Annotated in this window: 20 protein-coding genes and 1 tRNA gene; 6 read left to right on the top strand and 15 right to left on the bottom strand. The window is 61.7% G+C overall.

Features of this window, described 5'->3' with window-relative positions; translation table 11 throughout:
* The 3 genes from BZG29_RS28720 to BZG29_RS02125 form a co-directional block, all read right to left on the bottom strand.
* Complete coding sequence (locus tag BZG29_RS28720; protein ID WP_077398537.1) at positions 1 to 228, bottom strand: helix-turn-helix domain-containing protein; 228 nt, start codon at positions 226 to 228, stop codon at positions 1 to 3.
* A gap of 48 nt (positions 229 to 276) precedes the next feature.
* A complete protein-coding gene (locus BZG29_RS02130; RefSeq protein WP_077398535.1) occupies positions 277 to 1,617 on the bottom strand; it encodes a site-specific integrase in 1,341 nt (446 codons plus the stop codon).
* Positions 1,618 to 1,728: 111 nt separating this feature from the next.
* Positions 1,729 to 1,804: transfer RNA gene (locus BZG29_RS02125), tRNA-Arg, on the bottom strand.
* A 199-nt stretch (positions 1,805 to 2,003) separates the two neighbouring features.
* Here BZG29_RS02125 and BZG29_RS02120 point away from each other — a divergent pair.
* Positions 2,004 to 2,567, top strand: coding sequence for a c-type cytochrome (locus tag BZG29_RS02120; RefSeq protein WP_077398533.1), 564 nt, complete (start codon positions 2,004 to 2,006; stop codon positions 2,565 to 2,567).
* Between the two features lie 135 nt (positions 2,568 to 2,702).
* Here the strand turns inward: BZG29_RS02120 and BZG29_RS02115 are convergent, their stop codons facing one another.
* The 3 genes from BZG29_RS02115 to BZG29_RS02105 all read right to left on the bottom strand — a co-directional run bounded on the left by BZG29_RS02115 (position 2,703) and on the right by BZG29_RS02105 (position 7,426).
* Positions 2,703 to 4,778, bottom strand: coding sequence for a M13-type metalloendopeptidase (locus BZG29_RS02115; protein ID WP_077398531.1), 2,076 nt, complete (start codon positions 4,776 to 4,778; stop codon positions 2,703 to 2,705).
* A 174-nt stretch (positions 4,779 to 4,952) separates the two neighbouring features.
* The gene (locus BZG29_RS02110; RefSeq protein ID WP_171984920.1) at positions 4,953 to 7,028 is read right to left on the bottom strand and encodes a M13-type metalloendopeptidase; all 2,076 of its coding nucleotides are present in this window, start codon (positions 7,026 to 7,028) and stop codon (positions 4,953 to 4,955) included.
* Positions 7,029 to 7,204: 176 nt separating this feature from the next.
* Complete coding sequence (locus BZG29_RS02105) at positions 7,205 to 7,426, bottom strand: hypothetical protein (protein ID WP_077398527.1); 222 nt, start codon at positions 7,424 to 7,426, stop codon at positions 7,205 to 7,207.
* Positions 7,427 to 7,794: 368 nt separating this feature from the next.
* Between BZG29_RS02105 and BZG29_RS02100 the strand changes: the two genes are divergently transcribed.
* From BZG29_RS02100 to ybaL, 3 genes are all read left to right on the top strand, one after another.
* Positions 7,795 to 9,237 carry a S41 family peptidase gene (locus tag BZG29_RS02100; RefSeq protein ID WP_077398525.1) on the top strand — a complete coding sequence of 481 codons (1,443 nt, stop codon included), beginning with the start codon at positions 7,795 to 7,797 and terminating at the stop codon, positions 9,235 to 9,237.
* Between the two features lie 187 nt (positions 9,238 to 9,424).
* Complete coding sequence (locus BZG29_RS02095) at positions 9,425 to 10,546, top strand: beta-ketoacyl-ACP synthase III (RefSeq protein WP_077398523.1); 1,122 nt, start codon at positions 9,425 to 9,427, stop codon at positions 10,544 to 10,546.
* 210 nt (positions 10,547 to 10,756) lie between these two features.
* On the top strand, positions 10,757 to 12,469 hold the full coding sequence (ybaL, locus tag BZG29_RS02090) for a YbaL family putative K(+) efflux transporter (protein ID WP_077398521.1): 1,713 nt from the start codon (positions 10,757 to 10,759) through the stop codon (positions 12,467 to 12,469).
* Between the two features lie 57 nt (positions 12,470 to 12,526).
* Here the strand turns inward: ybaL and BZG29_RS02085 are convergent, their stop codons facing one another.
* Positions 12,527 to 14,572 (bottom strand): NADPH-dependent 2,4-dienoyl-CoA reductase, encoded by a 2,046-nt coding sequence (locus BZG29_RS02085; RefSeq protein ID WP_077398519.1) that lies wholly within the window; start codon positions 14,570 to 14,572, stop codon positions 12,527 to 12,529.
* Positions 14,573 to 14,732: 160 nt separating this feature from the next.
* Here BZG29_RS02085 and BZG29_RS02080 point away from each other — a divergent pair, with 160 nt between their 5' ends.
* The gene (locus tag BZG29_RS02080; protein ID WP_253192755.1) at positions 14,733 to 15,314 is read left to right on the top strand and encodes an SRPBCC family protein; all 582 of its coding nucleotides are present in this window, start codon (positions 14,733 to 14,735) and stop codon (positions 15,312 to 15,314) included.
* A 2-nt stretch (positions 15,315 to 15,316) separates the two neighbouring features.
* On the opposite strand, the gene BZG29_RS02075 is transcribed toward BZG29_RS02080, so the two are convergent.
* The 4 genes from BZG29_RS02075 to BZG29_RS02060 form a co-directional block, all read right to left on the bottom strand.
* Positions 15,317 to 15,772, bottom strand: a complete 456-nt coding sequence (locus BZG29_RS02075) for a hypothetical protein (RefSeq protein ID WP_077398517.1) — start codon at positions 15,770 to 15,772, stop codon at positions 15,317 to 15,319.
* 43 nt (positions 15,773 to 15,815) lie between these two features.
* The gene (locus BZG29_RS02070) at positions 15,816 to 16,256 is read right to left on the bottom strand and encodes a DUF2721 domain-containing protein (protein ID WP_034783716.1); all 441 of its coding nucleotides are present in this window, start codon (positions 16,254 to 16,256) and stop codon (positions 15,816 to 15,818) included.
* 112 nt (positions 16,257 to 16,368) lie between these two features.
* Positions 16,369 to 17,325, bottom strand: coding sequence for a prolyl aminopeptidase (gene pip / locus BZG29_RS02065; RefSeq protein WP_077398515.1), 957 nt, complete (start codon positions 17,323 to 17,325; stop codon positions 16,369 to 16,371).
* A gap of 78 nt (positions 17,326 to 17,403) precedes the next feature.
* Complete coding sequence (locus BZG29_RS02060) at positions 17,404 to 17,886, bottom strand: Lrp/AsnC family transcriptional regulator (protein WP_034752896.1); 483 nt, start codon at positions 17,884 to 17,886, stop codon at positions 17,404 to 17,406.
* Positions 17,887 to 18,038: 152 nt separating this feature from the next.
* On the opposite strand from BZG29_RS02060, the gene BZG29_RS02055 reads away from it, so the two are divergent.
* Positions 18,039 to 18,659, top strand: a complete 621-nt coding sequence (locus BZG29_RS02055) for a LysE family translocator (protein ID WP_253192754.1) — start codon at positions 18,039 to 18,041, stop codon at positions 18,657 to 18,659.
* On the opposite strand, the gene BZG29_RS02050 is transcribed toward BZG29_RS02055, so the two are convergent.
* The 4 genes from BZG29_RS02050 to BZG29_RS02035 form a co-directional block, all read right to left on the bottom strand.
* Complete coding sequence (locus tag BZG29_RS02050; RefSeq protein WP_150130787.1) at positions 18,596 to 20,032, bottom strand: hypothetical protein; 1,437 nt, start codon at positions 20,030 to 20,032, stop codon at positions 18,596 to 18,598. The two genes, BZG29_RS02055 and BZG29_RS02050, sit on opposite strands and share 64 nt — an antisense overlap.
* A gap of 117 nt (positions 20,033 to 20,149) precedes the next feature.
* Positions 20,150 to 20,890: an acetoacetyl-CoA reductase gene (phbB, locus tag BZG29_RS02045; RefSeq protein WP_035823615.1), complete on the bottom strand. Its 741-nt coding sequence runs from the start codon at positions 20,888 to 20,890 to the stop codon at positions 20,150 to 20,152.
* 210 nt (positions 20,891 to 21,100) lie between these two features.
* Positions 21,101 to 22,279 carry an acetyl-CoA C-acetyltransferase gene (locus BZG29_RS02040; RefSeq protein WP_077398511.1) on the bottom strand — a complete coding sequence of 393 codons (1,179 nt, stop codon included), beginning with the start codon at positions 22,277 to 22,279 and terminating at the stop codon, positions 21,101 to 21,103.
* 222 nt (positions 22,280 to 22,501) lie between these two features.
* Complete coding sequence (locus tag BZG29_RS02035; protein WP_077398509.1) at positions 22,502 to 22,987, bottom strand: phasin family protein; 486 nt, start codon at positions 22,985 to 22,987, stop codon at positions 22,502 to 22,504.
* Positions 22,988 to 23,101: the final 114 nt, after the last annotated feature.

Genomic DNA, 23,101 nt, shown 5'->3' with positions numbered 1-23,101 from the left:
TCAGCCAAACTTTCGTGGCCGACCTGGCTTTGCACCTGGCGCCAGACGCGGACTAAGGGGCTGCCGAGCGGCTGCTTCAATGCAGGCTATGATGGCATCTTCGCGCCAGAGAAGACGCCTGCCTAACCGAGAAGCGGCAGGCAGGCGGCCAAGCTTCATATAGGCGGTGACGGTACGGACGGATACGTGAAGGACTTCCGCCACTTCTTCTTTAGTAAGGTATTTCATTCAGGCTCCACAGAGGTAAAACCAATGTAGAACCTGAACTTATACGCTTTACATCTTCGGTAACATCAAACTTGCACCCTCGACCTTGGAAAGGTCATGCGCAATCCGGCCTGCATCTAAATGAAGGTAGTGCTTCTGCAATGTCGTGATATCCGAGTGACCAGAAAACATGATGACCTTTTCGACACCAAGCCCGCATGTCTCGACGAGTCGGCTGATTGCCTCACGTCGACAGTCATGAAGACGTCCATCATAAATGCCAGCGCGGTCGGCGGCACGGCGCCACGCCTGCGAAAGACCAGTTGCCGAGAGTGGGAAAATTTTGCCTTGTGCTTTAACACCAATGCGAAGTAGCACTTCAACAGCGAGAGGGAGCAAGGGTACCTCACGCTCACTCGTCTTCGATGCCTGCAAGTGACCGGGTTCCCGCAAGACGATTGTCAGGTTATGGAGCTTGACGTCCTCCCAGCGTAGAGACACCAACTCGCTGCACCGCAAACTCGTCAGCAAAGCAAAATGTATCGCTGTCTTCTGCGTGTCCGATGAGAGTTCAGCCGTGATCGCCCGAATTTCAGCGTCGGAGAACCGACGCGAACGCGCCGCCGCCTGCTCAGGTAGCTTCATTTTCATAATATGGAGTGTGTTCAACCAAGGCCCGTAGGGCAACATGAGCTGGTGGTTAGTGAAATAGCTTTGAATTGCACGCCGGAGGAGCATCAGTTCGTGCCTCACCGTCTGCGTAGACACCGGAAAAACTTCGGCATCGGGGACAGTTCTAGCCCTTTTTTTCAAGGTGTAGCGCTGGTGCTTAGTCAACGGCACTTTCACTGTACAAAGGCTAGCACCTTCGGGCGGCGGGGCGCCAACTTTTGATTGCGGTCCTGTCCTCTGCTCGCTTTGAGTAGGCTTGGAACGATTCGGCTTTCTTCCGGAGCCGAGTAGCCCGCTGCGCCGCTTCGTCAGCCAAGCTGAGACCACAGGGGAATTGAGCTGGCCTAGACGGTAGCCCCCAAACCATTCTTGTAACTGTTTCAGTCTGGAGCCTTCTGGCCCCTTGCCGCCGAGCTTACCAAGCTCATGTTCTTGAAAATACTTGAGGATGGTGGATATCGATATCGCCGTCGGGTCGACTGCGGCATCCCCGCCAACAGGACGGTAATTGGCGCTTAGCAGATAGACAGGCGCTGGAGGAGACTTTGCTTCGGGAACGCCAGCCTTCTGCTTCAAGAACTCAACCCGGCGCTCTTGGGCCCACAACAGACCTTTAGCGTAGTCTGAAAACGTCGCGGAGTCCTTGGGGATCGGATAAACGGCCACGACGAAGCGCATGGCCTTACCGCGGGTCTCAACGTAGATGTTTGATTCGACTTTTTTCGTACTGGATTTCATAGCAACTCCTGTGTAATGGAGTTGCGTGTAAGGGATGGGGTTATATTTTCCCCAAAAACCGGAAAAATTTTCCCCAAACTCTACGAAAACACTAGAAAATTTAGTATTTGCTGGTGCGGCTGGCGGGGATCGAACCCACGACCCTTGGCTTCGGAGGCCAATACTCTATCCACTGAGCTACAGCCGCGTAGGGGGAATTTCTGAAGTGATGCGAAGGATACCGTTTTTCTTTACCTACGTCTACGGAAACTGTCGTATCGCTGGCAATTGCATGTCACTGCTCAATTTTTGTGCCTATAATTGTGGGTTTCATAAAGGTTTACATCCAAGCATGTAAAAATGCTACCTTACACGGCCATCAGTTTCAAATCTGGACTAAGGACATCATGAGCGACGCACATAACGAACAACAATCAGCGATCAAAACGCCTAAACAATTGCTTGCCGCCGTAGCTGGCTTCTTCCTCATCACCGTCATCGGCATCATCCTGCTGGTGCAGTTCGTCACGACGCAAAAACTGACGGGCGCCGGTACGGACAGCCAGTCGCCGGAAGCCATCGCCGAGCGCTTGAGCCCGGTGGCCAATGCCGGCTTTACCTTCAAGGATGCCAGCGGTCCGAAAGTGCTGCAAAGCGGCGAAGCCGTGTACACGGCAACCTGCGTGGCGTGCCATGGCGCCGGCGTGGCCGGTGCACCGAAGTTTGGCGATGCGGGCAGCTGGTCGGCCCGCCTGGCCCAGGGCTACGATACGGTCCTGAAACACGCGATCGAAGGCTTGCGCGCGATGCCGGCCAAGGGCGGCAATCCCGACCTCGACGATGTGGAAGTGGCGCGCGCCGTCGTCTACATCGCCAATGCGTCGGGCGGCAAGTTCAAGGAACCGGAAGTGCCGGCGCCGGCCGCAGCCGCTGACGGCGCCGCAGCACCAGCAGCCGAGCCTGCCAAGTAAGCAGCGTAGCTCCAGTATCGAGGAACCGCCCGCAGGGGCGGTTTTTTTTCGCCCGACGTTTGCGTTACATCAGGCCGTAAAAAAGCCGCCCGGCTTGCGCGGGGCGGCTGGCAACTTATGCCTTGAACAGCCGTCTTACCACATGATGACGCGGTCTTTTGGCGGCAGATACATCTTGTCGCCCGGTTTCACGTCGAAGGCTTGATAGAAGCCGGGCTGGTTGCGCATGGTGCCGTTGGCGCGGAACTGGCCTGGCGAGTGCGGGTCCGTTTTCAGCAAGACCAGTTGCTGCGCTTCGCGCATCTTCATGCGCCAGACCTGGGCAAAGCCAGCATAAAAGCGCTGCTCGCCCGTGAAACCGTCGATGACGGGCGCTTTCTTGCCGTTCAGCGACAATTTATACGCTTTATACGCGATCGCCACGCCGGAATTGTCGGCGATGTTCTCGCCCAGGGTCAGTTCGCCGTTGACGAAATGGCCCTTGACGGGGCTGAAGCCGTTGTACTGCGCCACCAGTTGCTTGGTTTTCTTGGCGAAGTTTTTATGGTCAGCCTTGGTCCACCAGTCGCGCAGGTTGCCGTCGCCGTCGTACTGGGCGCCCTGGTCGTCGAAGCCGTGGCTGATTTCATGGCCGATGACGCCGCCGATGGCGCCATAGTTGACGGCGTCGTCCGCGTTGGCGTCGAAGAACGGCGCCTGCAAAATGGCGGCCGGGAAGACGATTTCATTCAGTTCCGGGTTGTAATAAGCATTCACGGTCTGCGGCGTCATGCCCCACTCGTCGCGGTCGATAGGCTGGCCCAGCTTGTTCAATTCGCGGTTGTAGTTGAGCAAGTGCGAACGCTGGATGTTGCCGATCAAATCGTCCGACGCCACCGTCAGGCCCGAGTAATCGCGCCATTTGTTCGGATAGCCGATCTTGGTGGTGAACTTGGCCAGCTTGATTTGCGCCTGTTTCTTGGTGACAGGGCTCATCCAGTCGAGCTTGTCGATGCTTTGCTGGTAGGCCGTCATCAGGTTTTTCACCAGCGCTTCCATGCGCACCTTGCGTTCGGCCGGGAAGTATTGCTCCACGTACAATTGACCGACGGCTTCGCCCAGCGCGCCTTCGACGGCGCCCACGCCGCGTTTCCAGCGCGGACGCATTTCCGTCACGCCCGTCAGGGTAGTGCCATAAAACGCGAAGTTTTCATCGACATACGCTTTCGGCAGGTAGCCGGCGTTGGCGTGCAGCAAGTGCCACTGGAAATACGCTTTCCACGTGTCCAGCGGCATCTTGTTGGCGATCTCGGCAAAACCCTTCAGGTAGCTGGGCTGGCTGACGATCACGTAATTGACCTTGCCGGCGATGCCCGTGTCCTTCAGGTAGCGGGCCCAGTCGTAGCCTGGCGCCACGCTGGCCAGTTTCGCCAGTTCCACCTTGTTGTAGGTCTTGACGGGATCGCGGTTCTGCACATTGCTCCATTGCGCCTTGGCCAGCTCCGTTTCCAGCGCGAGGATGGCTTTCGCATTCGCGGCTGCGTTCGCATCGCCGGCCAAACTGAGCATTTTTTCCACGTGGGCCAGGTACTTGGCGCGCGTATCGGCCTTGCCTGCTTCCAGGTAGTAGTCGCGGTCAGGCAGGCCCAGGCCGCTTTGCACGATGTCCGCCACGTATTTGGTGGAATCCTTGGCGTCCTGGTGGATGCCGAAGTCGTAAGGCGAGGTCACGCCCAGCTTGCTGAAGTGGGCGATGACGGCCGGCAATTCCGCCTTGTCCTGCAGCGCGGCGATCTTCGCCAGCTCCGCGTTCAGGGGCGTCAGGCCCAGGCTTTCCAGCTTGGCTTCATCCATGAAGCTGTTATAGAAATCACCGATTTTCTGGGCATTCGAACCGGCCGCGCGGGCCTTGTCGGCGCTAGCGCCTTCGACGATGCCGCGCAGCTGCGTTTGCGTATCGTCAGCCAGCTTGGCAAAGCTGCCCCAGCTCGACTTGTCGGCAGGAATCACCGTTTCCGCCAGCCATTTGCCATTCAGGTGCTGGAACAGGTCGTCCTGCGCGCGCACGGCAGGATCGACGTATTCGACGGCGATGCCGGAGGTCAGTGCAGCGGCCGCGACGGCCGTGGCGGGAGCGGCGGCGGCTTTCTTGGCCGTATCAGCGGCGCCAGCCATGCCGGACACGCCGGCCAGCAAACTCAGGGTCAATGCACTTAACAAATAACGATTCACGGTTGTCCTCTATATTGTATTGTGTGGAAACATAAGGGTCAGAAGGCCCAGGGCTTCTGGCCCGGTTTTTGACTGTAGCATACCGGCCGAAAGCGGAGAAAGAACTTTGGCAGAAATGCAAAAGAGACCACGCGCAGTGGTCTCTTTATTACTACAGACTTAAGCTTGTTACGCTTACCAGATAATCACGCGGTTTTCCGGGGCAACATACATCTTGTCGCCCGGTTTCACGCCAAACGCTTCATAAAAACCTGGCTGGTTGACCATGGTGCCGTTGGCGCGGTACTGGCCCGGCGAATGGGGGTCGGTCTTGATCTGCACGATCTGCTGCGCTTCGCGCATCTTGCTGCGCCACACCTGGCCAAAGCCCATGTAGAAACGCTGGTCGCCCGTCAGGCCGTCCAGCACGGGCGCCGGCTTGCCGCCCAGCGAGATTTTATAGGCTTTATAGGCGATCGCCACGCCCGAGTTGTCGGCGATGTTTTCGCCCAGGGTCAGCGCGCCGTTGACGTTGTAGCCAGGCAATGGGCTGTAGCCGTCGTATTGCTTGGTCAGCGCATCGGCCTTGGCGGCGAAATTCTTGCGGTCTGCCGGGGTCCACCAGTCGCGCAGGTTGCCGTCGCCATCGGACTGGCTGCCCTTGTCATCGAAGCCGTGGCTGATTTCATGGCCGATGACGGCGCCGATGGCGCCATAGTTGACGGCGTCGTCCGCGTTGGCGTCAAAAAACGGCGGCTGCAGGATGGAGGCAGGGAAGACGATTTCATTCATCGTCGAGCTGTAATAGGCGTTCACCGTTTGCGGCGTCATGCCCCACTCTTCGCGGTCGATCGGTTTACCGAGCTTGGCCACCTGGCGCGCGGAAGCGAAGTTGGCGGCGCGCATCATGTTGCCCACCAGGTCGCCCTGCACGATTTGCAGCTTCGTGTAATCGCGCCATTTGTTCGGATACGCGATCTTCGGCGTGAACTTGGCCAGCTTAGCTTGCGCTTCCTTCTTGGTTTCAGGGCTCATCCAGTCCAGCGTGTCGATGCTGTCCTTGTAGGCGGCCAGCACGTTTTTCACCAGTTCCTGCATGTGCGCCTTGCGTTCTGCCGGGAAATATTGCGCCACATACAGTTTACCGACGGCTTCGCCCAGCACGCCTTCGACGGCGCCCACGCCACGCTTCCAGCGCGGCTGGTTTTCCGTCACGCCGCTGAGTACCGTGCCGTAGAAGGCAAAGCTCTCGTCGACGAAGTTTTTCGACAGGTAGCTGGCGTAGCTGCGCAGCAACTGCCATTCGAAATACGCTTTCAGGGTGTCCAGGTCGGTCGCGGCCAGCACCTTGTCGTAGCCGGCCAGGTAGCTCGGCTGGTTGACGATGACGTAATCGACCTTGTTGGCGATGCCCAGGGCGGCCAGGCCCGACTTCAGGTCGTAGCCCGGGGTCAGGTCGTTCAGCTTGTTGATGTCGGTCTTGTTGTAGCGTTTGACGGGGTCGCGGTTCTCGACCTTGGTCCACTGCACTTCGGCCAGCGATGTTTCCAGGGCAACGACCGCCTTGGCGCGGGCGGCGGCGTTCTTGTCGCCGGCCATGGCCAGCATTTTTTCCACATGCGCCTGGTATTTTTCTTTCACACCCGCCTGCTTGGCTTCCAGGTAGTAGTCGCGGTCCGGCATGCCCAGGCCGCTCTGGCTCACATACGCCGCATATTTCGTCGAAGCACGGGCATCCTGGCCCACGTAGACGGCGTATGGCGTGGCCACGCCCGTCTGGCTCAGGTGGGCGATCAGGGCAGGCACGCCCTTCTTGTCGCGCAGCGAGCGAATGCGGTTCAGTTCGCCGGCCAGCGGCTTCGTGCCCAGCGCCTCGAGCTTGGCTTCATCCATGTAGCTGGCGTACAGGTCGCTGATTTTCTGCGCTTCGGAACCGGCCTTCCTGTTCTTGTCCTGTTGCGTGGCTTCGATGATGCCGCGCAACTGTGGCGTGGTGTCATCGCGCAGCTTGGCGAACGAACCCCAGCTCGACTTGTCGGCAGGAATCTCGGCCGTGGCCAGCCACTTGCCATTCAAATGGGTAAAGAAATCGTCCTGCACGCGCACGGCGGGGTCGATGTACTGCACATCGATGCCGGAAACGACGCCGGCGGCGGCAGGTGCGGCGCTTGGGGCCACGGTCGGGGCGGCAACGGCGGATGCGGGTTCGGCGGCATGGGCAAACGCAGCCAACAGGGTCAGGGTCAGACTGCTCAAGAGATAGCGATTCACGGATTGTCCTTATGGGGCATGTCAAAAAGACCGGGCGGATAGCTTCGGGCGGATAGCCTGCCGCGCCAGGCGCTGCAGGAATGTAGCACGCGACCATGCCCTTTGGCCAATATTGCCCCCGGACTACCCCGGAAATCGCCGCTCAGTTCGGCCAGGCTCAAGGTATATTCACACGTTTATCCATACAGATACAGCAGGTCGTCGATCAGCGCCAGCTCCTGTTGCGTGAACTGCGTGTGATTGAACTGTCCGATATCGTCGAGCACACCCCGAATCGGCACTTGCCGTGACGGATCCTGAACGATGTCGATCAGCAGGCCGGCATCAGGATCCCGCCCCTGCAGATACTTTTCAATCAGCGCTGTGAGCGCGGCACGTGCCTGCAAATCAGTTAACATTTTTTTATCTGCTGGAAAGGAAGAAGCGCCAGTCTAAATGAGCTTGAACCCGCGGATAAAAAAAAGCCTGCGTCCGCAGACGCAGGCAAAACCACTTCGGGTCGAGAATGCGAGTCCACTATAGGGCCGCGGCACACGCTTTTTTTCGACTCTTACAAATGCTTACTCCCCTCAAGACTAACCATACATCGCATACAAAACCGCAACATATGGCAAGCTGGCCGCCCCGTTTTCGCGCGTAGACTGGGCCCAGGCATGCTTTTTCCACGGCCGGCCCACGCCGGCAGAGATTCAGGTCTATACTTTCAACAAAGCGCCGCTCCACGGGGACTGGCGCTTGTGCAAGACACGCTAGCTGCAAAGGTGCAATGATGGGCAAACTCAAAAATACCGGCTTGATCGGCCTGGGCGTGGTGGCCGGCGTCGCCGTGTCGCTGCAATTTTCCGCCATGGCGCAAAAAAACGTCGAGCCGCCCCTGCCGCTGGAAGAGCTGCGCCAGCTGGCCGACGTGTTTGGCCTGATCAAGTCCGATTACGTGGAACCCGTCGAAGACAAGAAACTGCTGGAAGACGCCATTTCCGGCATGGTGGCCTCGCTCGACCCCCATTCCGCCTACCTGGACAAGAAAGCCTACGCCGAACTGCGCGAAGGCTCGGAAGGCAAGTTCGTCGGCCTGGGCATTGAAATTGGCCTGAGCGAAGACGGCTACATCAAGATCGTCTCGCCCATCGAGGATTCGCCCGCCTACCGCGCCGGCATCAAGGCAGGCGATCTGATTACCCGCCTCGACGGCCAGCCCGTGAAAGGCGTCAGCCTCGACGACAACGTCAAGCGCATGCGCGGCGAGCCGGGCACCAAGGTGTCGCTGACCATTGCCCGCAAGGATGAACCGCAGCCGCTGGCCTTCACCATCACGCGCGAGGAAATCCATCAGAAGAGCGTGAAGGCGAAGATGGTCGAGCCGGGCTACGCCTGGCTGCGCGTGTCGCAATTCCAGGAACCGACCGTCGACGACATGGCCGCGCAGATCACGGCGCTGTACCAGCAAGACCCGCACCTGAAGGGCATGGTGCTGGACCTGCGCAACGATCCGGGCGGCGTGCTGCAGGGCGCCATCGGCGTCTCGGCCGCCTTCCTGCCGAAGGATGCGGCCATCGTCTCGACGAATGGCCAGCTGCCGGACTCGAAGCAGGTGTTCTACGGCCGCGCCGAATACTATACGTTCCGCTCGGAAGGCGATGCCCTGGCGAAATTGCCGGCCGCCATCAAAAAAGTGCCGCTGGTGGTGCTCGTCAACACGGGTTCGGCCTCGGCCTCGGAAATCGTCGCCGGTGCCCTGCAGGACTACAAGCGCGCCACCATCATCGGTACGCAAACCTTCGGCAAGGGTTCCGTGCAAACCATCCGCCAGCTGACGGCCGACACGGCCGTCAAGCTGACGACGGCCCGCTACTACACGCCGAACGGCCGCTCGATCCAGGCCAAGGGCATCGTGCCCGACCTGCTGGTCGATGAAAATGCGGACGGCGACGGCCTCAACGGCTTGCGCATCCGCGAAGCGGACCTGACCAAGCACCTGAGCAACGACCGCGACAAGGAAAGCGCCAAGGCCGCGCCCGTCAACGACGAGATGGAAGAGCAATTGCGCATCATCGCCCTGGAAAAGACCCGCAAGCCGCTGGAATTCGGCAGCCAGGACGATTTTCAATTGCACCAGGCGCTGAACCACCTGAAGGGCTTGCCGGTTCAGCTGGCCAAGGCCGAACCGGTGGTGGTGCAGGCCGACGTCAAGAAAGAACAGAAAAAGTAAACAGCAGCGCCAGCAGCACAGCGGGGGGCGCAATGCCCCCCGGTCAGCCGTCCACGCGACAAAAATCAATCTTCCGCCACACTTCCCCCTGCCCCGCAACACGAAACTCTCTACAGTCGAGCCCGTTTGTGTAAAATTTGCTTCACTTATCGGCGCCACGTCGATTGCCAAATTTGAAAGTTTAACCATGAAACAAGTCGTCATCAGCGGTACCGGACTGTACACGCCGCCATTTTCGATCTCCAACGAAGAGCTGGTCGCCTGCTTCAATGCCTACGCGGAAAAATTCAATGCCGACAACGCCGGTGCGATCGCCGCGGGCACGGTGACGGCGCTGGAGCTGTCGAGCGTGGCCTTCATCGAAAAGGCGTCCGGCATCAAGTCGCGCTTCGTGATGGAAAAGGAAGGCATCCTCGACCCGGCGCGCATGGTCTCGCGCATTGCGGAGCGGGGCGATGACGAACTGTCCTTGCAGGCGGAAATGGCGGTTGCCGCCGCCAAAGACGCCCTGGCGCGCGCGGGCCGCACGCCGGCCGACATCGACATGGTGCTGGTGGCCTGCAGCAACATGCAGCGCGCCTACCCGGCCATGGCCGTGGAAGTGCAGGATGCGCTCGGCATCGATGGTTATGGTTTTGACATGAACGTGGCGTGCTCGTCCGCCACCTTCGGCATCCAGCAAGCGGTGGCCGCCGTGCAAAGCGGCCAGGCGCGCGCCGTGCTGGTGTTGAATCCGGAAATCACCAGCGGCCACCTGAACTGGCGCGACCGCGACAGCCATTTCATTTTCGGCGACGCCTGCACCGCCATCATCGTCGAAGCGAAAGACACGGCCGTCTCTACGCACCAGTTCGAGATCATCGGCACGGAACTGAAAACGCGCTTTTCTAACGCCATCCGCAACAATTTCGGCTTCCTCAACCGTTTTGACGAGTCCGGCGTGGGCAAGGCCGACAAACTGTTCCGCCAGCAAGGCCGCAAGGTGTTCAAGGAGGTGTGCCCGATGGCCGCCGAGATGATCAAGACGACCCTGGCCAAGGCCGGCGTGGAAGTGGCGCAAGTCTCCCGCTACTGGCTGCACCAGGCGAACCTGAACATGAATTTGCTGATCGCGCGCCTGATCCTGGGCCGCGACGCGCAAGCCAACGAAGCGCCCGTGATCCTCGACACCTACGCCAACACCTCGTCGGCCGGTTCCATCATCGCCTTCCATAAGTATCAGGATGACATGGCGGCGGGCGCCACCGGCGTCATCTGCTCGTTCGGCGCCGGTTATTCCATCGGCTGCGTGATCGTGCGCAAGGTGTAAAGACACGGGGTAGCATAGGGTGGAGTCCTTGAATTAGGCGAAGATCCGGGTGGATAACATGCGTTCGTGGCCACCTGGACGAAGATAGTGCACAGGTTTTTTGCAATAAAGCCGCAGGAAATTTTCCGGCAGGGGCTTTGATGCGTTTATACTTGGTCGCTGAGCAACATCTTTTTCCATCCGCACGTCCCCATAAGGAACCCCACACGCATGCCCCATGACATCAGCCTGATCACCACCATCGCCGCCGCCCTCGGGTTCGGCCTCATCTTCGGCTTCATCGCCGCGCGCCTGAAACTGCCGGCCCTGGTCGGCTATCTGGCCGCCGGCATCATCATCGGACCGGCCACGCCCGGTTTTGTGGCGGATGCGGAAATAGCGGGACAATTGGCGGAAATCGGGGTAATGCTGATGATGTTCGGTGTCGGCCTGCACTTTTCCATCGAAGACTTGTGGGACGTGCGCAAGATCGCGCTGCCCGGCGCCATCCTGCAGATCGGCGTCGCCACGGCGATGGGCATGGGCCTGGCCCACTGGTGGGGCTGGACCCTCGGTGGCGGACTCATCTTTGGACTGGCCCTATCGGTCGCCAGTACCGTGGTGCTGCTGCGCGCGCTGGAGGAACGGGGCATCCTCGATTCTCTGAATGGCCGCATCGCCGTCGGCTGGCTGGTGGTGGAAGACCTCGTCACCGTGCTGGTGCTGGTGCTGCTGCCGGCGTTTGCCGGCGTGCTTGGCGGCAAGGTCGCACCGGATGCCGAGGCCGTCAGCCTGTGGCAAACCCTGGCCATTACCCTGGGGCAAGTGGCCGGCTTCATCGTCTTCATGCTGGTGGTCGGCCGCAAGCTGTTCCCGTGGATCCTGTGGCAAGTGGCGCGCACCGGCTCGCGCGAACTGTTCACCCTGTGCGTGATCGCCGCCGCCGTCGGCATCGCCTATGCGTCGACCAAGCTGTTCGGTGTGTCCTTCGCGCTGGGCGCCTTCTTCGCCGGCATGGTGCTGCGCGAATCGGAACTCAGCCACCGCGCCGCGGAAGAGTCCTTGCCCCTGCGCGACGCGTTCGCCGTGCTGTTCTTCGTTTCCGTCGGCATGCTGTTCGAGCCGACCATCCTCATCGACAAGCCCCTGCAAGTGCTGGCCGTGTGCGCCATCATTATCTTCGGCAAGTCGATCGCCGCCTTCCTGCTGGTGATGGCCCTGCGCTACCCGCCGAAAACGGCCATCATCGTCTCGGCCAGCCTGGCGCAGATCGGTGAATTCTCGTTCATCCTGGCCGCCCTGGGCCTGTCGCTGGGCCTGATGCCGCAGGAAGGCCAAAGCCTGATCCTGGCCGGCGCCATCCTGTCCATCGCCCTCAACCCGCTCGTGTTCAGCATGGCCAAGCCGCTGCTGCGCGTGATGAGCAACAGCGATTTCGCGCGCAAGTTCGAACGCACGACGGACCCGCTGGCCGAGCTGCCGATGACGGTGCCGCAGGAAAAACTGTCGGGCCAGATCGTCCTGGTCGGCTATGGCCGCGTGGGCCGGCGCATCGCCGCCGCCCTGATGGAACGGGGCATCCACTTTGTCGTGGCCGAGGAGAACCGCGAAATCGTCGACCAGCTGCGCAAGCAGGGCATTCCGGCCGTGGCCGGCAATGCGGGCGAACCGGCCGTGCTGATCCAGGCGCACATCACGCACGCCACCATGCTCGTCATCGCCACGCCGGACACCTTCCACGTGCGCGCCATGATCGAGACGGCGCGCGCGCTGAATCCGAACATCATGACGGTGGTGCGCACGCACAGCGAGGAAGAGGCGGAATTGTTGCGCGCGGAAAACGCGGGCAAGGTGTTCATCGGCGAACACGAGCTGGCGAACGGCATGGCCGAACACGTGCTGCAGAGTTTTGATGCGGCGAAGAAGGGGCATGGCGGGCATTAAGCCGGCGCCCTTTCCGTCCAGCAAGCCTGCCCGCTCCTCCGCCGGCAGGCTTTCTTTTTACAGGCTGGCGGCCAGCTCCGCGCCTTCCCGTATCGCCCGCTTGGCGTCGAGCTCCGCCGCCAGCGCGGCGCCGCCGATTTTATGGAAGCGCGGGCCGCCCGCCGCCAGCGGCTTGCCATCCTTGCCCATTTCCGGCATGAGTTCCGTCAAGCTGTCCTGGCCCGCGCAGATGACCACGTTGTCCACCGCCAGCAGGCGCTGCTCGCCGCCCACGGTGATGTGCAAGCCCTGCCCGTCAATCTTGTCGTAGCTCACGCCGGCCAGCATGGCCACGCCGTTTCTCGCCAGCGCCGCCCGGTGCACCCAGCCCGACGTCTTGCCCAGTCCCGCGCCCACTTTCGAGGTCTTGCGCTGCAACAAGAAAATCTGCCGCACGGGATGCGGCGCGGCGGGCGGCACCAGGCCGCCGCCGGTCGCCGCGTTCAAGTCCACGCCCCACTCGCCCGCCCAGGTGGCCACGGGCAGCGGCAGCGGGTGCGCCGGGTCGTGCAGCAGGTATTCGCCCACGTCGAAGCCGATGCCGCCCGCGCCGATGATGGCCACGCGCGCGCCCACGGGCTTCTTGCTTTGCAGCACGTCCAGATACGACAGCACTTTCGGGTGGTCGATGCCGGGAATGGCCGGCAGGCGCACCTTGATGCCGGTGGCGACGATGACATCGTCGTAGCCGCCGGCCAGCAATTGCTCGCGCGTCACGCGCTCGCCCAGGCGCTGCTTGACGTCCAGCAGCGCCAGCCGGCGGGCAAAATAACGGATGGTTTCCGTAAATTCTTCCTTGCCGGGAATTTGCATGGCCACCTTGAACTGGCCGCCCACGCTGTCGCTGCTGTCGAACAGGGTCACTGCGTGCCCGCATTCGGCGGCCACGCAGGCGGCGGACAAGCCGGCCGGCCCCGCGCCGACGACGGCCACGCGGCGCGGCACGGCCTTTTTCGCATAGACCAGTTCCGTTTCATGGCAGGCGCGCGGGTTGACCAGGCAGCTGGCGCGCTTGTTGGCGAAGGTGTGGTCGAGGCACGCCTGGTTGCAGCCGATGCAGGTGTTGATTTCATCCGCGCGGCCGGCAGCGGCCTTGGCGACAAAGTCGGGGTCGGCCAGGAAGGGGCGCGCCATCGACACCAGGTCGCAGTCGCCCCGCTCCAGGATGGCGTTCGCCTCGTGCGGCATGTTGATGCGGTTCGACGCCACCACGGGAATGCCGACTTCGCGGCGCAGCCGGCCCGCCACGGAAGCAAAGGCGGCGCGCGGCACCGAGGTGACGATGGTGGGCACCCGCGCCTCATGCCAGCCGAAACCCGTATTGAGAATGGTCACGCCGGCCTGTTCCAGGGCCTTGGCCACCGTCACCACGTCGTCCCAGGTATTGCCGCCCTCGACCAGGTCGAGCAGCGAGTGGCGGTACATGATGATGAAGTTGGGGCCGACGGCGGCGCGGATGCGGCGCACGATCTCCACGGGCAGGCGCATGCGGTTCTCGATGCTGCCGCCCCAGCGGTCCTGGCGCAGGTTCGTGCGCGCGCACAGGAACTGGTTCAATAAGTATCCTTCGCTGCCCATCACTTCGATGCCGTCATAGCCGGCCTTTTGCGCCAGGCGCGCGCAGCGCACGTAGTCGCAGATGGTGCGCTCGATACCCCGTTCGCTCAGGGGACGGGGACGGAACGGCGAAATCGGCGACTTTTTTGCCGACGCCGAGACGACGAACGGCTGATAGCCATAGCGGCCCGCATGCAGGATCTGCATGACGATCTTGCCGCCCTCCTCGTGCACGGCGCGCGTCACCTTGCGGTGGTTGGGCACGTCGCCGAGGAAATTCAAGGTGCCGCCAAATGGCAGCAGCCAGCCTTGCCGGTTCGGCGAGATGCCGCCCGTGACGATCAGCCCCACGCCGCCGCGCGCCCGTTCGCGGTAAAACGCGGCAAGCTTGCCATAATGGTAAAAGCGGTCTTCCAGGCCCGTATGCATGGACCCCATGATGACTCTGTTGCGCAAAGAGGTAAAACCCAGGTCGAGCGGGGCCAGCAGGTGGGGATAGGCAGTCATGGTGATCGGTCCGGTAGAGGTGGTATGCAGGCCGTACGGTAGCAAGCATTGCCGCTCGCCGCAGCGTATTTCTCTAGACCGGGAGTTCTAAATCGCCCGGCGCACGGGCCGGCGATGCGTACAGCTTGTGCCGGGGGCAAGTTTCCCGTAGGCTAGGTGCATGACGCGACTCTTCCTTTGCCTGCTGATGCTGTGCGCCGTCCCCGCGACCGCGCTGGCACAGGCGACACGCCTGGACAAGCTGAAGGTCGACGTCAAGCGCATCGAGGTCGACGGGCAGCGCATGTATGAAGTCGATGCCAGCGGCAGCGTGCAGGCGCCGCCGGCGTCCGTCTGGAAGACCCTGACCACCTACGAGCGCATGAGCGAATTCGTGCCCGACCTCAGTTCCTGCCGCGTGCTGTCGCGCAACGGCAATGAAGTCATCATCGAACAGCAGGGCATGGCGCGCTTCCTGTTCATGAACCACCCCATCCACCTGGTGGTGCGGGCCACGGAAACGCCGTTCACGGCCATCGACATCGCCCTGATCTCGGGCGACATGCGGCATTACGAATCGCGCTGGAATCTGTACCCCATCCCTGAGACGGGCGGCACGCGCATCGTCTTTTCCAGCCGGCTGATGCCGGGCTTCTACGTGCCCGGCATGCTGGGCACGACCATGATACGCGGCGATATCGAGCGCATGATGGCGGCCGTGCTCACCCGCATCGACAGCCAGTACGCCGATAAATCCGGATAACATTACGCCAGGTACGTGTCGCGGTCGCGGATTTCCGCGAAGTTTTCCAGGCTGCCCAGCTTCACCGTGACGGGGTTCAGGCTCGCCTGCGGCTGCATCGAGCGCCAGGCGAACAGCCATTCCTGTTCAAACGCTTCGGCGCGCGTCTTGGTGAAGGCGGCGCCCAGCGCGGCGCGCTGGCCATACTCGACCAGGCCATCGATGCCGGCCCAGCTGGGCAAGGTGCGCTGCACGGCGCGGTGCAGGCGTTCGCCGAATTCTTCCGTATTGTGGATGATCAAACAGGCGTCGGCCGGGGCGAACAGGTCGAACAGTTGCTTGTCCCACACTTGCGAAAAGCTCAGGGTCAAACAATTGCCCGCAGGCATCAGGCGGAACTGGCCCAGGCTCAGCGCCAGCTCGAGTTCGCTGCGCTGGCCGTAGCGGTGCAGGGTGGGGGGACGTTTGTAATCGTGCATGCTGGACTCGTTCTTCAATAGTAGGGTAAAACCGGCGCGCCGCCTAGCGGGGCGGACGGATATGGCGCCGGATGCGCTGGGCCGTCGCGGCCAGATAAATTTCGCGCAGTAAATAAATAAAACAGCCGATCAGGCAAATCACGGCCAGCACAAAGAAGGCCGCGATGTATTTGTCCAGGGTCAGGTTCAGAATATCGCCCAAAAACAGCATGGCGATGATGACGCAGACGAAGAAACCGCACGCCGTGCTCAGCGAAATCGAGTAATTGATCAGATGGGTACGCCGATACAAGGTATCTAGCTCATCCATATAGAAATCGTTATAGCCGATGTCGAGCCGGTCTTCCAGCACGCGCGTGCGGTCGATGATGCGGCCCAGGCGGTTGGTCAGCACCACCAGCATGGTGCCGATACCGGTCAACAGGAAAACCGGCGCAATCGCCAGCTGGATGATATGGCCGATGTCGCCGATCTGTATGTTCATGGATAAAAAGTCGTGGGTTCACACCGGCGCCCGACCGTGGCGCCAGCACAGGCCATAGTGTAGCAGGTGGCGCACGCCGGCTGGCCGCTTTGCCAACCGGCGGGCTCTGGCGTCATGCGAAACCGCGCCCCGGCACGAAGCGCTCGGTGGCGCGCACCAGCGCCGAAGCGATGCCGTGCTCGAGCGCGCCATGGCCCGCATCCGGGATCATTTCCAGCTGCGCGCCCGGCCAGGCTTGCTGCAGGCGGTAGGCCGACAGCGGCGGGCAGATGGCGTCGTAGCGCCCTTGCACGATAACGGCCGGCAAATGCGCGATGCGCGCCATGTTGCGGATCAGCTGGTCTTCCTCGAAGAAACCGAGGTTGGCCATGTAGTGCGATTCGAGCCGGCCCACGCCCAGGTCGAGCGCATCGTTCGGCGCATCTTCCGGCTGCGGCATCAGGTACACGCGGCGGCCTTCGAAGCGGCTCCAGGCGCGCGCGGCGGGCCAGTACACGGCGGGATCGCTGCTGAGGATGCGTTTCACGTAGGCCGCCAGCAAGTCGCCCCGTTCCTCTGCGGGAATAGGCGCGGCGAATTCCGCGTACAGTTCCGGATAAAACCAGCGCACGCCCTCGATGAACCAGTCGATTTCCGCCTGCGTGCACAGGAAAATACCGCGCAGCACGAAACCGAGGCAAGCCTCGGGGTGCGCCTGGCCATACGCCAGCGCCAGGGTCGAACCCCACGAGCCGCCAAACACCAGCCATTGGTCGATGCCGAACTGGGCGCGCAAGCGTTCGATATCGGCGATCAGCAGCTGCGTCGTGTTGTTGCGCCATTCGCCCAGCGGCGTGGACTTGCCCGCGCCGCGCTGGTCGAACAGGATCACGCGGTAGCGCTGCGGGTCAAAAAAGCGGCGGTGCTGCGGCGACAGGCCCGCTCCCGGGCCGCCGTGCAGGAACAGCACGGGAATGCCGTCGGGATTGCCGCACTCTTCCCAATAAATGGTGTGGATATCATCGACCGCCAGCATGCCGTGCCGGTTCGGCGACAGGACGGGAAACAGGGGTGACAAAGAATCGGGCATGGCGGTCCTCAGAATGGCAGTCGGGGCGCCAGGCACGAGTCCTGGCAACTGTTCCAATTATAGTGCGCCGCCGCCGGCTCAGGCCAGCAGCAAGGGCAGGCGGTTTGACGACTTGATTTCGCGCATCGACAGGCTGGACTGGATTTCCGCCACGCCAGGCAGGCGGCGCAGCACGGTCGAGACGAATTCGCCATACGCTTCCAGGTCGCGCGCCACCACTTGCAGGAAATAATCGGCTTCACCCGCCACATTGTGGCACGACAATATCTCGGGAATCGTCGCGATCGCCTGCTCGAACTGCGACGGCTGTTCGCCGCCATGGTTGGCAAACACGACCCGCACGAACGCCACCAGGCCGATGCCCAGCTTCTTGCGGTTAAGCAAAGCCTGGTAGCCGGTAATAAAACCTTCCTCTTCCAGGCGGCGCAGGCGGCGCCAGACGGGGGTTTCGCTGAGCTTCAAGCGCTCGGCCAGGCGCGCGTTGGACAGCCGTCCTTCATCCTGCAACAGCCTGAGTATCTGCAAATCGGTGGCGTCGAGGCTAACTTCTGAAATTTTCATCTATTTTTTGTTTTTATACGAGTGGAATCTACCCGAATACTAGGGCATGCAGGGCAGGAAAAGCAAGCACATTTCATCGCCGCAAGAACATAATGGGACCCGGCGAGCAGGCCGCACCGTGTGCATGCTCCCGCTTTTCTTTTCACTGGCCCATGTCCGATTCTACCTTCCTGATGTACCTGCTGGCACTGGCCGGCGCCTTTTTATTACCGGGCCCCGACATGGCGCTGGTGCTGGCGACGGGCGCCGCGCGCGGCGTGGCCACGGCGCTGGTGACGGCCGTGGGCATCGCCGGCGCGCGCGCCGTCCACGTGGCGCTGTCGGGCGCGGGCCTGGCGGCGCTGATGGTGACGCATCCGCAAGCCTTGCAGTGGGTCAAATGGGCGGGCGCCGCCTACCTGCTGTACCTGGCGCTGCGCCTGCTGCAGTCGGCCCTGTCGAGCAAAACGGCACAGGAAGCGGCCGCCCCCGCCACGGCGCATGGCGCCCGCGCCAGCCTGGTGCGCGGCTTCCTGACGAATCTGCTCAATCCGAAGGCACTGCTGTTTTGCAGCATGTTCCTGCCGCAATTCGTCGTCGGCAGCGAGCAGGTCGGCATGCAATACCTGCGCCTGGGCACCGTCCTGGTGCTGGTGGGTCTGCTGTTCGACGCCCTGTACGCCGTGCTGGCCGCACGTCTGGCGCGCCGTCTGCGCGGCAAGCCTTCGCCTTACGGCAAGTTCGTGCTGCCCGCCGTGTTCGTGCTGCTGGCGGGACGGCTGGTGCTGGGCTGAACCGGCGCTCCGCTCTCGAAAAAGACGGGATAGCCCGTCAGTAACTCCTGTTCCCGGCGATTCACGCTGGCAAACAGGCGATGCGTAGGTACCAGCGTCCGGCCCGCCTGCCAGCTGCGCCAGGCATTGGCAGTATCGAACTGCGCATACAGCGCATCGCCCAGCTCCTTGTAGCCGCCGGCCAGCTGCGGCCGCGCTTGCAGCGCTTCCAGATACAGCGCGATCGCCTCCGGCCATTGCCCTGCCTTGCCCCGCATGCTGGCCTCGAACAAGGTCAGCATGGGCTGATCCTTGCCGACCTGCGCGCGCAATGCCTGTATTGCGGCGAGGCCGGCCTTGATGGCATCTTCGTCCCTGGCCGACAGCGCGCGTATCAATTGCTGTGCCTGCTCATTGGTTTCCAGGGCCAGCCTTTGCTGCGGCGATAATTTCCCCACCGTGGCGCCTGTGGAGTAATTGTCTTCCATCATGATCAGCAAGGCAGCAAAAGGCCGTTGCCCGGCAAACGCCTGCTCCGCCTGCGCGCGCATTGCCGGATGCGCCTCGGCAGCCAATGGCTGCAGCCGTGTTGCCTGGTCCAGCACGCGCTCCAGCAAGGGGGCGCCGGCGCCGGCGCCGGCGCCGGCCCTGCCCGGCCGGTAGCCTTGCAGCGTAAAGGTCGCGGGCGCATCCGCCTGCACGCCACTGACACGAAAGCGGCGTGTGAGCTTGCCTCCCACCTCCCGGTAGTACAGCAGGAATTGCATGGGGATCTGCCTGCTGTCTGCAAACATTTTCAGCACCAGCGGGTGGCCGCCCCAGGTATAACGCAGAAACTGGGCAAATGCCTTGCTATCCTGCCCATCGCCTGCGCTGTGGGCCGGCCCCAGGCGCAGCAAGGGGTGTTCATCGAGCGACCACAGGACCTCGCCATCGAGAATGTTGGGGACCAGCCTGCCTCGCACCTTGCCGGCCCGGACCGACAGCGCCTGCTCCTCGTAGGCCTGGGGCGTGACATGATCGGCCCGCTTGGCAAGCGTCAGCACATCGGCAATGCCCAGCCGGTGGCGCATCTCGCTCTGACGCAGCGCGACAACATCGAACAGCGAATATTGCTCGTAAGTGCCCGCCGCCTTGTCGATAACATAGCGCCGGCGCGTGGAAAAATCGAGCACGGACAGCGTCTTGCCATCGCTGACGCTGATGTACTGCTGGCCCAGCACCACATCGTTTTCCACCACTTCTTGCGCGGGCAAGCGGCTTTTCACGCCGGGGAGATTCTCTCGCTCGGTGGTGACGCTCACGTGAAACGAGACAGCGGCCTGGGCCGCGCTGGCGCCCAGGAAAAGAATGGCGGCCACGCTGGCGCGGCGCAAGGCGGGAACTAAGGTCATGGAGATGATGCAGTGGAGAAATACTGATTTTAAGGCAAATCCGGCGACTCCCTTGTTTTGCTTGCAAGCAAAAAAAAAGACAGCCGCAGCTGTCTTTTTGTTTTACCTCAACAACGATTACGACATGTGCTGGCCGCCGTTGATCGAGATGTTGGCGCCCGTGACGAAGGCCGCTTCATCGGAAGCCAGGTAGGCCACCAGGCCGGCCACTTCTTCCGGCTTGCCCAGGCGCGCCATCGGAATTTGCGGGATGATTTTGCTGTCGAGCACTTCCTGCGGAATCGCCATGACCATCTTGGTGCCGATGTAGCCTGGCGAGATGGTGTTGACGGTGACGTTCTTGCGCGCCACTTCCAGCGCCAGCGACTTGGTGAAACCGTGCATGCCGGCTTTCGCGGCCGAATAGTTGGTCTGGCCGAAGGCGCCCTTCTGGCCATTCACGGACGAGATATTGATGATGCGGCCCCAGCCGCGTTCCACCATGCCGTCGCAAACGGGCTTGGTCATGTTGAAGACGGAATCGAGGTTGGTGCCCATCACGGCATCCCAGTTCGGCTTGTCCATCTTCTTGAACGTCATGTCGCGCGTGATGCCGGCGTTATTCACCAGCACGTCGACAGGACCGATTTCCGCTTCCACGGCCGCCACGCAGGCAGCCGCCGAATCGTAGTCGGCCACGTCGCACGGATACGCCTTGAAGTCGTAGCCCATGTCCTTCGTCGTCGCCAGCCATTCCGCGACCTTCGGATTGCCTGGGGAATATGTGGTCACCACGCGATAGCCGAGCGCCGCCAGCTTGAAACACACCGCTTCGCCCAGACCGCCCATGCCACCAGTTACCAATGCAACTCTTGCCATTTTCATCCCCTCAGTGTCGTTCTGTTGCTAAAAAGTTAATTATTTAATGAAAGCTATCCACGTCCGCCGAGTGACGGCGGCGTACCGCACCGTCCCCAAGCGTAGCGAGCGGCGATGATTTGTGGCTAAGAAGCGCAACCGTGTTTCAACACGGTGAGCATCGCAGGCCGCAAAGCGCGCCGCGCAGTAGCTTGGGTTCGGCGCCAGCGATTAATCCCGCTCGATGGCCAGGGCGACGCCCATGCCGCCGCCGATGCACAGCGCTGCCAGGCCTTTCTTGGCGTCGCGGCGTATCATTTCGTGGATCAGGGTAACCAGGATGCGCGCGCCCGAGGCGCCGATCGGGTGGCCGATGGCGATCGCGCCGCCGTTCACGTTGATCTTGCTGGTATCCCAGCCCATTTCCTTGTTGACGGCAATCGCTTGCGCGGCAAACGCTTCATTGATTTCCATCAAATCCAGTTCTTCATGCGTCCAGCCCGCTTTTTTCAGGCACAGACGCGATGCGGAGACGGGGCCCATGCCCATGACGGCCGGGTCCAGGCCCGACGAGGCGTAGGCCTTGATGCGTGCCAGCGGCTTCAAGCCCAGTTCCTTCGCTTGCGAAGCGGACATCATGATGACGGCGGCGGCGCCGTCGTTCAGGCCGGAAGCGTTGCCGGCCGTGACGGTGCCGTCCTTGGCGAACGCGGGGCGCAGGCCGGCCAGCGATTCCAGGGTCGAGCTGGGCTTGATGTATTCGTCGCTGTCGAAGACGACCGTGCCTTTTTTGTTGGCGATTTCCAGCGGCAGGATTTCATCCTTGAACTTGCCCGCCTTTTGCGCCGCTTCCGCCTTCAGTTGCGACTGCAGCGCGAATTCATCCTGCTCGGCGCGCGTCACTTCGTATTTCTTGGCGACGTTCTCCGCCGTGATGCCCATGTGGTACTGGTTGTACACGTCCCACAGGCCGTCGACGATCATGGTGTCGATCATCTTGAAGTCGCCCATGCGGAAACCGTCGCGCGAGCCGTTCATCGCGTGCGGCGAAGCGCTCATGTTTTCCTGGCCGCCGGCGATGATGATGTTGGCGTCGCCGCACTTGATCGCCTGCGCCGCCAGGTGCGTGGCCTTCAGGCCGCTGCCGCATACCTTGTTGATGGTGAATGCCGGGATGCTGCTCGGCAAGCCGGCCTTGATGACGGCCTGGCGCGCGGCGTTCTGGCCGACGGCAGCCGTCAGCACCTGGCCCAGGATCGCTTCGCCGATCAGGTTCGGGTCGATGCCGGTTTGTGCCAGCAAGCCCTTGATTACATGCGCGCCCAGTTCGGACGCAGGAATCTTGGCCAGACTGCCACCGAATTTGCCGACTGCGGTACGGCCGGCGGCCACGATTACGACATCATCCATTTATTTCTCCGATATGCTGGCCACGAGGGCCAAGGTCAAGGTGCTAATAGAATCCCATTGGAATCCTGTGAATCCGGGAAGACACAGCAAGCTGTGTTTCATTCTAGCGCGGCATACGCCGCAGTTCCAGCGCCGCACCGCAGGCGGCGGCGATGACAGCCTGCCTGCGGTGGCGGCGGGCGGCCTGGCGCGGCGGATAGCCGCTGCCGGGCCGCAACGCGCTTACGCCTGGCGAGCAGGACGCGTGTTTTTATTTTTATCATACCCTTCATCGGCGCCGCCGAAAGTGGTTTTTAGAAAATTATTGAAGGGAATAATCAGGGGTACGGGCGTTTGCTTTACCACCTGCAACAGCTCGCCAAATTTTTGACGCGACGCAGCAAACTCACCCTTTGTCACAGTGTCGAATTTCTCCTGGGTTTCTTGAGCAACATCCTTTGCCTGGCGGCTATATGCACCGATGCGTTCGATGGCCAGTTGCGACTGCGTGCGCGACAGTTCCAGCAGCGCTTGCGGGTCCTTCGCGGACAGCAGCTGATTGCCCGCCACCGTAGCGGCCGCCAGCGCCGTGCGGGCCGCATCGAGCTGCAATTCCAGCACGCTGGCGCCGCTGTCGACAGCGGCCTGGGCATACGCTTGCGCGCTGATCAGTTGTGCTTCCACCACGGCCTTGCCGGCCCGTGCCCATTGTTCGGAAAATGAAAACATCGTGTTCCTCCCCAAAGAGTAGGCAGCGCCATGTTGCGCCGCACAGTGCTCAACTGTAAGCGGTGGTTCATTGCTGAACCTTGATATTTATCAAGCTTTGCTGTTGGTTTGTTT

The sequence above is a fragment of the Janthinobacterium sp. LM6 genome (assembly GCF_002002885.1).
Classification (GTDB): Bacteria; Pseudomonadota; Gammaproteobacteria; order Burkholderiales; family Burkholderiaceae_D; genus Janthinobacterium; species Janthinobacterium kumbetense.
This window is presented reverse-complemented; position numbering and strand designations above follow the sequence as displayed.